11 protein-coding genes are annotated in these 12,331 nt (G+C 71.2%); 8 read left to right on the top strand and 3 right to left on the bottom strand.

The window, feature by feature from the left end:
- Positions 1-121: 121 nt before the first annotated feature.
- From VGT80_RS14565 to VGT80_RS14555, 3 genes are all read left to right on the top strand, one after another.
- The gene (locus VGT80_RS14565; protein WP_327457018.1) at positions 122-1,240 is read left to right on the top strand and encodes a DUF2336 domain-containing protein; all 1,119 of its coding nucleotides are present in this window, start codon (positions 122-124) and stop codon (positions 1,238-1,240) included.
- 56 nt (positions 1,241-1,296) lie between these two features.
- Complete coding sequence (locus tag VGT80_RS14560) at positions 1,297-2,076, top strand: NAD kinase (protein WP_327457016.1); 780 nt, start codon at positions 1,297-1,299, stop codon at positions 2,074-2,076.
- A gap of 89 nt (positions 2,077-2,165) precedes the next feature.
- Positions 2,166-2,669 (top strand): Hpt domain-containing protein, encoded by a 504-nt coding sequence (locus VGT80_RS14555; RefSeq protein ID WP_414693912.1) that lies wholly within the window; start codon positions 2,166-2,168, stop codon positions 2,667-2,669.
- A gap of 19 nt (positions 2,670-2,688) precedes the next feature.
- On the opposite strand, the gene VGT80_RS14550 is transcribed toward VGT80_RS14555, so the two are convergent.
- Positions 2,689-3,486, bottom strand: coding sequence for an NUDIX hydrolase (locus VGT80_RS14550; protein WP_327457012.1), 798 nt, complete (start codon positions 3,484-3,486; stop codon positions 2,689-2,691).
- A 136-nt stretch (positions 3,487-3,622) separates the two neighbouring features.
- Here VGT80_RS14550 and VGT80_RS14545 point away from each other — a divergent pair, with 136 nt between their 5' ends.
- A complete protein-coding gene (locus VGT80_RS14545; protein ID WP_327457010.1) occupies positions 3,623-4,696 on the top strand; it encodes a sensor histidine kinase in 1,074 nt (357 codons plus the stop codon).
- A gap of 26 nt (positions 4,697-4,722) precedes the next feature.
- Here the strand turns inward: VGT80_RS14545 and VGT80_RS14540 are convergent, their stop codons facing one another.
- A complete protein-coding gene (locus VGT80_RS14540; protein WP_327457008.1) occupies positions 4,723-5,868 on the bottom strand; it encodes a DUF2336 domain-containing protein in 1,146 nt (381 codons plus the stop codon).
- 181 nt (positions 5,869-6,049) lie between these two features.
- On the opposite strand from VGT80_RS14540, the gene VGT80_RS14535 reads away from it, so the two are divergent.
- The 4 genes from VGT80_RS14535 to VGT80_RS14520 all read left to right on the top strand — a co-directional run bounded on the left by VGT80_RS14535 (position 6,050) and on the right by VGT80_RS14520 (position 11,211).
- Positions 6,050-7,852, top strand: a complete 1,803-nt coding sequence (locus tag VGT80_RS14535; protein WP_327457006.1) for an ATP-binding response regulator — start codon at positions 6,050-6,052, stop codon at positions 7,850-7,852.
- A 72-nt stretch (positions 7,853-7,924) separates the two neighbouring features.
- On the top strand, positions 7,925-9,127 hold the full coding sequence (locus VGT80_RS14530; protein ID WP_327457005.1) for a CoA transferase: 1,203 nt from the start codon (positions 7,925-7,927) through the stop codon (positions 9,125-9,127).
- A 42-nt stretch (positions 9,128-9,169) separates the two neighbouring features.
- Positions 9,170-10,066 (top strand): SDR family oxidoreductase, encoded by an 897-nt coding sequence (locus tag VGT80_RS14525; protein ID WP_327457004.1) that lies wholly within the window; start codon positions 9,170-9,172, stop codon positions 10,064-10,066.
- Positions 10,067-10,227: 161 nt separating this feature from the next.
- On the top strand, positions 10,228-11,211 hold the full coding sequence (locus tag VGT80_RS14520) for a hypothetical protein (RefSeq protein ID WP_327457003.1): 984 nt from the start codon (positions 10,228-10,230) through the stop codon (positions 11,209-11,211).
- Between the two features lie 21 nt (positions 11,212-11,232).
- On the opposite strand, the gene VGT80_RS14515 is transcribed toward VGT80_RS14520, so the two are convergent.
- On the bottom strand, positions 11,233-12,060 hold the full coding sequence (locus VGT80_RS14515; protein ID WP_327457002.1) for a transglycosylase SLT domain-containing protein: 828 nt from the start codon (positions 12,058-12,060) through the stop codon (positions 11,233-11,235).
- Between the last annotated feature and the right edge of the window lie 271 nt (positions 12,061-12,331).

Raw genomic sequence — 12,331 nt, 5'->3', positions numbered from 1 at the left:
GGCGAGGATTGTTTAAGCATGTTTTCATCGGGACCCAGCACATTCAGCCCGCTGATTCCACGACGCCCAGTCTTTGCGCCCCAGTCTTTGCGCCCCAGTCTTTGCCCCTTGGGAGGGGAGCGTGACCTTCGCAGCCAACCGCGACAGCCTGCTCGACCTGGCCAAGAGCCGTTCGCCCGCGGACCGCGAGCGCCTGCTCTTGGGGATCGTCGAGCTGTGCGAGGCCGGCGGCGAGGGCGCGGCCATGAGCCAGCCCGAGATCCAGGCGCTGCTCAACTCCATCTTCCTGAGCCTGGTGGTCGAGGCCGAGCGCGACATCCGCCAGCGCCTCGCCGAGAAGCTGACCCATGCCGACTGGGCGCCGCCCGCGCTGATCAATGTGCTGGCGCTGGATGAGATCGAGATCGCCCGGCCGATCATCGCCGCCAGCCCTGTGCTACGCGACCATGATCTCATCCGCCTCCTCGCCGAAGCCACCATCGAGCACCAGATCGAGGTGGCGCGCCGGCCGCAACTGGGCGCCCCGGTGGTCGCCGCGATCCTGAAGCAATCCGAGCCGGCGGTGCTCGCCGCCCTCTGCGGCAATCCGACAGCCGAGCTCTCGCCAGCGGACATGGCTCGGCTGGTGGACACGGCTCGCCAGGTCGCCGCCCTGCGCTCACCCCTGTCGCGGCACCCCAAGCTGACCAGCGAGCTCGCCCTGCAACTCTACGTCTGGGTCGGCCAGGCGCTGCGCCAGTCGCTCGCCGAGCGCTTCCGCCTCGACCCCGAGGTGCTGGCCGGCGTCCTTTCCGGCGCGGTGGCCGAAGCCCACGCCGGCGGGGCCGAGAACGGCGGCCTTGTGGTGGTGGCGCGCGAGGACGAGCGCGTGGCCATGGAGCGGCGGCTGGTCGACAAGTTGCACGCCGCCGGCCAACTGCGCCCGGGATACCTGATCCGCGCGCTCCGCGAAGGCCGGCTGTCGCTGTTCTGCACGACCCTGGCCATGCTGGGCCGCTTCGAGGCCGACCACATCCGCCGCGCCATCGATTCCGACCGCCCCGAATTGCTGGGGCTCGCCTGCGCGGCCGTCGGCATCGACCGCAGCGTCTTCCCCACCATCCTGATCATGGTGCGCGAGCTGAACGGCGGCCGGCCCTCGGGCGGCGCTGAGAGCGCGCGCCGCGCCACCGGCGCCTTCGGCCCGGTCAGTCCCCAGGTGGCCGGCATCGCCTTCCGCCAGGCGGCGCAATCCATCTAGGCTCGGCGACCGGCCGGGTTTGACAACCGCCGTTCGGCGCCTGCTTCTCGCAAGCCATGTCCAAGGCCGAGCCCATCGTGACGCGCATCGCCTTCGTGGCCAGCGACCGGCCCGAGGCGCAGGAGGCCTGCGCGCGGCTCGCCGAACGCTATGGCGACGCCCGCGACAGGGCCCAGGTCGTGGTGGCCCTGGGCGGCGACGGCTTCATGCTGGAGACCCTGCACAGCCGCATGGCCGACGGCGCGCCGATCTACGGCATGAACCGCGGCTCCGTCGGCTTCCTGATGAACGAATATTCCGAGGACGACCTCCTGGAGCGGATCACCGCCGCGGAGCGCGCCGTGATCCATCCGCTGCGCATGCACGCCACGGACGCCGGCGGCGAGACCCACGACGCGCTGGCCTTCAACGAGGTCTCCTTGCTCCGCCAGACGCGCCAGACCGCCAAGCTGCGCATCTCCATCGACCGCAAGGTCAGGCTGGCGGAACTGGTCTGCGACGGGGCGCTGGTCTCCACGCCGGCCGGCTCCACCGCCTACAACCTCTCGGCGCACGGACCGATCATCCCGCTCGACGCCCGCGTCCTGGCGCTCACCCCGATCAGCGCCTTCCGCCCCCGGCGCTGGCGCGGCGCCCTCCTGCCGCACTCCTCGAAGGTCGCCTTCGAGATCCTCGAGGCCGACAAGCGCCCGGTCAGCGCCGTGGCCGACAACTACGAGGTGCGCGACGTCGTCCGGGTGGACATCGCCGAGGATCGGGAGATCGGCCTGACCATGCTGTTCGACGCCGGCCGCAGCCTGGAAGAACGCGTCCTGGCCGAGCAGTTTTCCGGCTAGGCGCGATCGCTGATTGCGGAAAAGCCTCTGGAAACCGGAGGTTGCGGCTCACCGCTTATTAACGGGTTGGGTTTACGACTTCGCTCCGCATGAGGAAGGGGGCTTCCGTGAGCCAACAAAATCCGAGCCAGATGATCCCGGCGCCGAGCCAGCTGCGCCTGAAGGTCGGCGGGGGCCGCCTGGGCTCCATCGACGCCGCGGCGATCGCCAAGGCCGAAGCCGCCCTGAAAAGCCTCTCCGGCAACTTCGGCCAGTGGCTGCAGGACGAGATCAGCAAGCTCGAAGCCGCCCGCCTGCAGGTGAAGACCGCCGGCCTGACCCCCGAGACCATGGAGAACCTCTATCTCCGCTCGCACGACCTGAAGGGCCTGGGCACCACCTACGGCTATCAGCTGATCACCCGCATCGCCGGCTCGCTGTGCCGGCTGATCGACGAGAAGGACAAGCGCCTCAGCGCCCCGATGACCCTGGTGGACGCCCATATCGACGCCATCAAGGCCGCCGTCCGCGAAGACATGAAGGCCGACGACCATCCGCTCGGCGCCGCCCTGATCTCCGAACTCGAGCGCCGCGTGAAGGAGATGGGCTGCTAATCCGGCCCCTCCCAGGCTCCTACATCACGTTTTCCAGCTTCTCCTCCACCGCGCCGTAGCCGGCGTCGGGCGGCAGGACCAGTACGCGGCCGTGCGGGCGCTCCTGGATCTGCGGCTGGACGGTGACCAGGCTGCGGGCCGCCGCGCGGGCCACCGCGTCGGCCGCATGGCCCGCCTCGGCCAGCAGTTTCAGGTTCATCCGCGTCGGGAAGATCACCTTGCGCTCGCCGGATTCGGCCAGCCGCAGGGCTTCCCCGGGCGCGATCCATTCCGCGTCCACCGTCTCGCGGCCGTCGCAGGCGGCCAGCTGGTCGTCGGGCGCCTTGACCACATAGAACCAGGTGTCGAACCGCTTCGGCGTCAGCGGCGGGGTGATCCAGCGCGCGAAGGTGGTCAGCATGGACAGGTCCAGCCGCGCCTGGAGCCCGCTCACCACATCGAGAAAATGCGTGGTCCCGGCGTCCACCGCCTGGCGCACGGAGAGCGGGCAAGCCTCGCCGCCGATCGGCTCGCCGTTGCGGCGCTTGGCGAGCAGGATGCCGGCCTCCTCGAACACCTCGCGGATGGCCGCGATGCGCAGGCCCCGCTGCTCGGCGTCGTGCTCGTCCCAGCCCAGCGAGTGCTCGGCCCAGGCCGGATCGTGGTCGCCGGCGTGGCTCTTGCCGCCCGGGAACACCAGGGCGCCCGAGGCGAAGTCGATCTGGTGATGGCGCTTGACCATCAGCACCTCGAGGCCGGGCTGGTCGCGCAGCAGGAGGATGGTGGCGGCCGGTTTGATCTCGGGATCGGTCTTTGGCGCAGGGCGGACGTCGGTCATGGCGCCAGCTTGGGACGTGGGTCGGGCCTGGGCAAGCCAATGATTTTCCGAGATTTGCGATAGCCGGATGACGTTTTGGCGCGTTAGGACCAGTTGGCGTCGGGCCCCGAGGGAAGCCCGCCGCGGAGAATCTCGAATGTCCGAACGCGCCGAAACACCCCGCCGCCGCTCCGCGGAAGCCCAGGTCGTCGAGCTCTCGGCGGCGCAGGAGGAGTTCTTCGGACGCGAGGTCTGGTATCGCGACCTGCTGAACGCCCTGCCCGCCGCCATCTATACGACCGACGCCGAGGGCCGGATCACCTTCTACAACGAGGCCGCGGTCCAGTTCGCCGGCCGCCGCCCGGCGCTCGGCGACATGTGGTGCGTCACCTGGAAGCTCTTCCACCTCGACGGCTCGCCGCTGCCGCACGACGAATGCCCCATGGCCGTGGCGCTCAAGGAAGGCCGTGCGGTGCGCGGCGCCGAGGCGATCGCCGAGCGGCCCGACGGCTCGCGCGTGGCGTTCGCCCCCTATCCGACCCCGCTCTACGACCAGGCCGGCGCCGTGGTCGGCGCGGTCAACATGCTGGTCGACATCACCGACCGGAAGAACGCCGAGGAACGGCAGGAGCTGCTCACCAACGAGGTGAACCACCGCGCCAACAACCTGCTCTCGGTGGTGCAGTCGATCGTGCGCCTGACGCGCAGCGACGACGTCGACAGCCTGCGCGATTCCATCAACGGCCGCATCCAGGCGCTGGCCCGCGCCCACAGCCTGCTGGCCAAGAGCCGCTGGCTGGGCGCCGACCTGCAGCGCCTCGTCAGCGAAGAACTGGCCCCCTACATGGGCGAGGAGGCCCGTGCCTGGGTGAGCGGCACCATGCTGCCCCTGCGGCCCTCGGCGGCGCAGTCCGTCGCCCTGATCGTCCACGAACTGGTCACCAACGCCGCCAAGTACGGCGCGCTCTCCAATAGCGGCGGTCGGGTCCAGATCGAATGGCGTCGCGGCAAGGAGGACATCCTGATCCGCTGGCGCGAAGAAGGCGGCCCGGAGGTTTCGCCGCCCGACCGGCGCGGCGTCGGATCCACCGTGATCGAACGCGCCGCGGCCCAGCTCGAAGGTCGTGTGACCTATGGTTGGGCGTCCAGCGGCCTGATCTTCGAATTCCGCGCGCCGGTCGCCACCATGGTGCTGTCCGAGACAGACGGCTCCGTCCGGCCGACCGACTGACGCCTGGATCCGGGGATCCCGGCGCCTCAGGCGCTCTGCGCCATGTCCTCTTCGCGGAGCACCTTGGCGACCTCGTCCATTTTTTCGACCAGATAGTCGACGTCCTCGCGCGCGGCCGGCTGCGGGCTGGTCAGGAACCGCTGCAGCATCTTCTGCTGGAATCGCTCGCGGTCGCGGGCCCCGCCGTCGAATTCCATGGAGTGGTAGGTGTCCACGGCGGCCCGGAAAGCGGTGAACAGCCGCGCCGGCAGGCCCGCCCGCTCATAGATCGCCTTCAGGCCCAGCGGCCCGGCGTCGTGGATCATCAGCCAGGTGCGGTGGTGCGGCACCCCGGCCAGCTCCGCGACGCCCCACTCGAAGAAGGTCATGTGCCCCTGGGCGAGCGCGCGCAGCAGCACGGACGCCGTCAGCCGCTTGGCCTTGTGCAGGTGGGCCACGAACCCCTTGACGTCGGCCGTCCGGCCGGCCTGGTCGACCAGGTCCACCGTCGCCCGCTCGGCGGCCCCGAAGGCCAGCTCCATCGCCACCTCGGGCGAGATCGCATGCTTGGCGACCAGGTGTTCGCGGACCTGCTCGCTCACCAGGGCCACCAGCCGCTCGGTCACCGACAACGGCAGCACCGCGCGGTAGGCCACGGCCGTCAGCACCCGCTCGGATTCCTCGAACCGGTCGACGATGCGCTGCAGCGCGGCTTCGCCGAAGTCGGCCTTGTCGTTGGTGCAGGCCGCCGCCACCGCCTTCTCGGAGCCGTGCCGGGCCAAGGCGTCGGTCACCGGCCTGGCGAGCGTCGGACGGCGCGCGATGGCCAGCTGCCGCACCGGCCCGCCGAGCCGCACGATGTCGGTCAGGTCGTCGTCGGTGAAGGCCGGCGAGAAGGCCAGCACCGGCAGGCAGATGCTCTCGACGTCGCGGGCCAGCTTCAGGGCGACGTCGCGCGGCAGCAGCGGGGAGGCCTTCAGGGTGGTGGCCAGCGCCCGGCGGACCAGCTCGGAGGCGTCGGCGGCCATGACGCGCACGATCTCGGCGGCCATGGCGCGGTCGTCATCGGTGAGCGGCGCGCGCTCAATGGTCTGGCAGAGCTTCTGCGCGGCCGCGGCCCGCTCGTCGGCGGTCACGCCCTTGAGCAGCGTACGGATGTCCTCGTCCGTCAACGCCGCGCGCGTCGTCGCCATGGCTAAGCGAAACCCCCCAAACTCAGCCCCGAATCCTCAGGGATTCAGAGTCCCACGAGTCTGACTTTGCGCCGTCATGCTTAACGAGGGCTTTACGGTGAAGCTGTGGATTAACGATTTCTCCTAACTCCGCGCCAATGGGTCGGAGCCTAGGCTTGGCCCGAACAGTCGCGAGGCCGAGGTGACCGCAGTTCCCCCTCCCGAGACCGCCCGCGGCGGTGCGTCGCTCAGCCAGCAGGCGCTGCAGGCGCAGACCGGCCTGCTGCCCTACGCCCTGATGGCCTTTGCCGTGTCGCTGCCGATCTATGTCTGGGCGGGCGGCCATGCGCCGAACGCGGCCTGGATGAGCGCCTCCTTCGTGGTCTTCGCCATTGCCTGGGGGATGTTCTATGCGGTGGTCAACTGGCTGAAGGAGCCGGCGGCGCAGGACCTTCGCCGCCGCGCCCGGGTGCAGCTGCTGGCCGGCCTGATCTGGGCCGCCGCCCCCCTGCAGCTCGCCGCCTTCGCCGAGGCCGCGGGGCCGGCGCGCGAGACTCTGCTGATGATCTCGCTGGCGGCCGGCGTGATGTGCCTGGTGTTCACCGCGCCCTGGTTGCCCTCGCTGCTGGTGGTGGGTACGGCCGCGGTCGCCGGACCGCTGTTCGCCCTGACCTGGCGCGCGACCAACGCCGATGCGATGCACCTCGCCTGGGGTGGCACGGCGCTGGCCTTCGCGCTGGCCCTGATGGTCAACCGCATCCTCAGGAGCCAGTTCGCCCTGGCCGCCGAGCGCGAGGGGCTGATGGCCGAGCGCGCCGAGCAGGCGGAGGCCGCCCGCCGCCTCGCGCGCTCGAAGTCCGATCTGGTGGCGACGCTCTCCGACGAGATCCGCAACGGCCTGACCGGGGTCGCCCATGTCTTGGCCGCCGCCGCGGGCCGGGGCGGCCGCGCCGCGCCGTCGCGCGAACAGCTCGCCGCCGGCCTCGACGCGGTCAACGACCTGCTGAGCGTGCTCAACACCACGCTCGACGCCGAAACCGCCGAGGCGGGCCGCCTCTCCGTACAGCTGGAGCCCATCGACGTCGTGGCCATCGCCCGCGACCTCGTCTCGGCCCACCGACTGGCGGCGGCCGCCAAGGGACTGGAGATCTCGCTGCACCTGGGCGCCGACCTGGCCCCAACCCTCCACCCGTCCGCCGATCTCGGGGCGGCGATCGGCGATCCGGCGCGGGTGCGCCAGGTGCTGGCCGCCCTGATCGGCAACGCGGTGAGGTTCACCCTGCGCGGCCGGGTGGAGGTGCGGATCGGCCTGCCGGCCGGCGGGCGCCTCGCCATCGAGATCGCCGACACCGGACCGGGGCTCTCCGAAGACGAGCTGGCGCTCGCCTTCCAGCCCTTCCAGCGCATCGCGCGCACCAGCGCCGGGACCTCGGGCGCGGGGCTCGGCCTGACGCTCGCCCGGCAGCTGGCGCGCCTGATGGGCGGCGGCTTGAGCGCACACTCCGCCGCCGGCGTCGGCTCCTGCTTCACCATCGAGCTGCCCTACGAGGCGCAGGCGTCCATCCCGCCGCCGCTCTCCGCGGAGGACCAGGCGCTGGCCGCCGACCGCCCGCGGCTGCGCATCCTGGTGGCCGAGGACGACGGCCTTTCGGCCGCGACGCTGCGCAGCCACCTCGAACAGCTCGGTCACAAGGTGGCCCACGCCGCCGACGGCGGCCGCGCCGTGGAGCTGAACCGGGTCTGCGACTTCGACGTGCTGATGGTCGCCGCTTCCGCGGCTTCGGACGGTCCGCACATCATGGCCCAGATCCGCAAGCTGGACGGCGCCGCGGGCCGCACGCCGCTGGTGGCCCTGATCGGCGGTGATCCCGGCGAGGCGGAGGAGAGCCTGGCGGCCGGCGCCAGCGCGGTGCTGCGCAAGCCCTTCACCATGCCGGCGCTGGCCCGCGCGCTCGCCGATGCGCTCGCCGTAAAGGCCTGCGCCAACGACCGCGACGTGGCCTAGGTCCCCAAGCCCTTAGACGCCGACCAAACAGCTGTTTAAGGTGGCGCGCTAAACCGGAGCGGGGAAACGCGCGTGCTGCTGAGAGGCGTCAAGGTCGTCGAATTCGCGTCCTACATCGCAGCCCCCGCCGCGGCCTGCATGCTGGGCGACTGGGGCGCCGACGTCATCAAGGTCGAGCGGCCGGGTGGCGACGCCATGCGCGCGGCCTTCGCCGACGTAAAGTCCGAGCTAAAAGGCAACCCGACCTTCGACATGGACAACCGCGGCAAGCGCGCCGTCGTGCTCGATATCGGCAAGCCCGAGGGCCGCGACGCGCTGGCCAAACTGGCCGCCGACGCCGATGTGTTCATCACCAATGTGCGCGCCGGCGCCCTGAAGCGCGCAGGCCTCGACGCCGATACGCTGCGCGCGGCCAATCCGCGACTGGTCTACGCCATGGTCACCGGCTACGGGCTGGAGGGGCCGGACGCCCACAAGCCGGGCTTCGACGTCACCGCCTTCTGGGCGCGCTCGGGCGTCGCCAGCATGACCACGCCCAAGGGCATGGATCCGTTCATGATCCGCTCGGGCTTCGGCGACCACATCACCGCGCTCTCGACCGTCGCGGCGATCATGGCCGGTCTGTTCGACCGGGAGCGCACCGGTCAGGGCCGCCTCGTCGCCACCTCCCTACTGGCCAGCGGCGTCTACACCATGGGCTCGGACCTCTCGGTGCAGCTGAAGTTCGGCCGCGTCGCCTCCATGCGCACGCGGGACCAGTCGATCAACCCGATCGGCAACATGTTCAAGAGCGCCGAGGGCCGCTGGTTCCTGCACAACCCGCGCGGTGGCGGGGGCGGTGGCGACTGGATCAAGTTCTGCGACGTGGCCGGCCGTCCGGACCTGGCGGAGGACGAGCGCTTCGCGACCGGCAAGGACCGCCGCGCCAACAGCCCGGCCCTGATCGCCGAGCTCGACGTCGCCTTCGCCGAGCTGCCCTATGAGGAGATCGCCCGCCGCCTCGACGCGGCGGACCTTGTCTGGTCGCCGCTGCAGACTCCGGCCGACGTCGCCGCCGACCCACAGGTGGCCGCCTCCGGGGCCCTGGTGCAGGTGGAGGACGGCGAAGGCGGCTCCTACCCCTCGCCCGCCGCCCCCATGCGCTTCCCCGGCGCCGACGTCGCCGTCCGCCCCCGCTCGCCGACGCTGGGCGAACACACCCGCCAGGTGCTCGGCGAACTGGGCTACGACGCCCAGACCATCGAGGCCATGTTCGAGGCCGGCGCGGCAGCCTAGGGCCGTCTGCAAGGCTGCTTTCACGCAAGAGGATTGTCTCGCATGCGCGTTCTGGTCACCGGCGCCACGGGCTACATCGGCACGGCCGTGATCGCCGAATTGGTCGCGGCGGGGCACACCGTGCTGGGTGTCGCGCGCTCCGACGAGGGCGCCAACGCGCTGGCGTCGCGAGGGATCGAAGTCCGCCGCGGCGATCTGACCGAGCCGGAGGCGCTGGCCGAGGCGGCGCGAGCCTGCGACGGCGTCGTCCACACGGCCTTCATCCACGATTTCTCCCGCTTCGCCGAGAACGCCCAGATCGAGCGCGTCGCCGTGGAAGCGATTCTCGAGGCCCTGGCGGGCTCGGACAAGCCCCTGGTGATCAGCTCCGGGCTCCTGATGATGCGGCCGGGGGCGGTCCTCACCGAAACCGACGTCGGGGCGGACTTCGGGCGTGGCGGCACCGAAAACCTCGTGGCGGCCGCGGCCCAGCGCGGGGTGCGAACCGCCGCCATCCGCCTGGCGCCCACGGTGCACAGCAAGGACGACCGGGGCTTCACGCCGCGCCTGATCGACGTCGCGCGCCGCAGCGGCGTGGCGGCCTACATCGGTGACGGCGCCAACCGCTGGCCGGCCGTGCACCGCCTCGACGCGGCGCGCCTCTATCGTCTGGCGCTCGAGAAGGGATCGCCCGGGGCCCGCTACCACGCGGTCGGCGACGAAGGCGTGCCGACGCGCCAGATCGCCGAGGCCATCGGCCGGCATCTGAACCTACCGGTGCAGAGCCTGCCCGCCGAAAAGGCCGCCGAGCACTTCGGCTTCCTCGGCATGTTCTTCGGCATCGACGCGCCGGCCACCGCCCACGTCACCCATGCCGAACTGGGCTGGGCGCCTCGCGAGCCCGGCCTGCTCGCGGGCCTGGCCACCGACGCCTACTACCAGAGCGGCAGCAAGTACTGAGAGGCCGTTGCGACGCCGTCCTGACCCAACCTGAAGAACGTCCCAACGCTGCTGCGACAACAATGGGTGTTCCCTTGGCGGCCCGGACGGGTCAGTCTGGCGGGGCGAGTGAGGTGACGGGCGCTCGCGCGAATGTGTTAGAGGCGCCCGAGAAGCTCGTGATGTCGAAGATCGATCTATCCACCCTGCCCGCGCAGGAGCTCCGGCAATTGCTCGACAGCGCGCGCAACCGTGGGCAGGCGGCTCAGTCGTATGAGATACTGCGGGAGATGGACGCGCGGCGGGCGCGGCCTGCGCCGGCGAAGGCCAAGGCGTGGCGGCGGTCCTCGCGCCGCGAACCCCGCCTCGTCGAGCTGCAACTTGGCGACCCGCTGGCGGCGCCCGACGAGGTGTTTCTGTCACCGGATGACGAGCCGCCGCTGACCCTCGGGCACGAGACTGCGCAACCGACCTTGGCGGCGGCGGCGCCCGCGCCGGCGCGGTCGCGCTGGGGCCACTGGGGCGCGCTGTGTTTCGCCATGGGTCTCGCGGGCGGGGTCGCCGCCGGCTGGTGGGCGGCCGGAGGCGGCTCGTGGGCGCCGCCGCAGCCCGCGCTCGCCTCGGCGGCTCACGCCACGCCGCGGCGGCCCTTGCCCGTGGTCGTCGGCTCCGAGCCCGCCATCGCTGCGGCGCCCGCCGTGGCGGGGCCTGTCGTCGCCGAAACCCAGCTTGCCTCAGCGGCGGGCCCGGCCGACGCGTCGACCACCGCCGCCGCGACCGCGTCACCCCCCGAGCCGGCCCCTGTCGCCGCGGAATCCGCGCCATCCCGCACCGCCGCAACCGAGGCCCATGCCGTGGTCCCAGGATCGCAGGAGCGGGTCGCCGAGGCCGCGTCGGCCAGCGAGACGGCGTGCAGCGGCGAGCCGACCCCGGCGGACACGGTCATCTGTCGTGAACCGCGGCTGCGGCGTCTGCAGGCGGAACTTCGGCGCGCCTACGCCGAGGCCCTGGCCGCGCATGAGGATCGCGGCCTGCTGCGCCAGCGCCAGCTCGCGTGGCGCGACGGCCGCAACGCTGTCTCCAGCCCGGACCAGCTCGCGCGGCTATACCTGAGGCGCATCGAACAGCTGAAGGCGGCGACCGCCGAGGCCGTCCGCGAGCGGTAGCCGGCCGCGGCCGCATCGACCTCAGCTCTGGCCGCCCCGGGCGTCGGAGAGCAGCTTCAGCATCTCCGAGGTGAACATCGACCCGGTCAGCCGCGTGCCGACCCCGATCTCGTCGGCCGGCTGGGAGCCGCGCAGGATCATCGCCACGAGCTCGTCCTGCGCGCGCATGCGGTCCTCGCGCCGGGCCGAGGCATATTGCAGGAAGCCGTCGTCGCTGGCCGGCGTTGTGTGATCCACCGCCCCGCCCGGCCCGCCGGCCTTGGTCAGGTTTTCGTAGACCTCGGCCACCGATTTGGCTCGGCCCTCGGAGAAGAAGATCGCCTTGTTGGCCCGCGCGGCGTCGGGGAACAGGTGCGCGGCGGTGGCGCCGGGGGTGGTCTGCTTGGCCTCGATCAGCTTGGCCGAACCCTGGGGGCCCAGGAAATGGGCGGCGTAGAGTTCGCCGGCGGTGGGCGAGCGGCCCATGCGGCCCTTCAGATAGGCCGCCGAGTCGGACGCCAGCTCGCCGGCCATCAGGGAGGCGGCGTGCGGGTCGAGCCGCAGGTCCATCACCGCCTTCTTCGCCTCGTCGCCGCTCACGTGATAGTGGCCGTCGGAGCCCTTGGAGATCAGCTCGGCGTAGCGGGCGTAGCCATATTTGCTGCCATGCTGCTTGAGGGTGGAAAGCCAGGTCTGCTCGACGAACTGGAAGAGCCCGGCCGCCGACGATCCGCCGGCCTTGGCGCCGGGGTTCATGCCGCTTTCGCGACCGGCGGTCTTCATCAGGAACGAGAAGTCGACGCCCGTCGCCTTGGAGGCGCGCTCGATCGCCGCCTCCACCACGCCCCGGATGCCCTGAATCGCCGCCATGGCGCTAGGAGTCGGTCCGGCATGGTTAACGTGTCGCTAACCATGATTGCAGCCCGCTTGATCTTCTCTGTGACGCGTGTAATATCTTACGCGTGTAGCCTGAGCGTAGGAAGCCAGTCATGGTCATCCGCGAGAGCCTTCCCATCGGCTTCGAGACCGGCAGGGGAAAGCCAAAGTCCTCGCACTTGCGGATGGCGGTGGGCGTAAGTCTAGCCGTCCACCTGGCCGCCGGTCTCTACCTCGCCTACATGCGCTTCGCCCCGCCGGCGCC

Origin of the sequence: Phenylobacterium sp., assembly GCF_035944335.1 — a bacterium.
Taxonomy (GTDB): Bacteria; Pseudomonadota; Alphaproteobacteria; order Caulobacterales; family Caulobacteraceae; genus Phenylobacterium.
The sequence above is the reverse complement of the archived record's forward strand: the minus strand, read 5'-3'. Positions and strand labels throughout refer to the sequence as shown.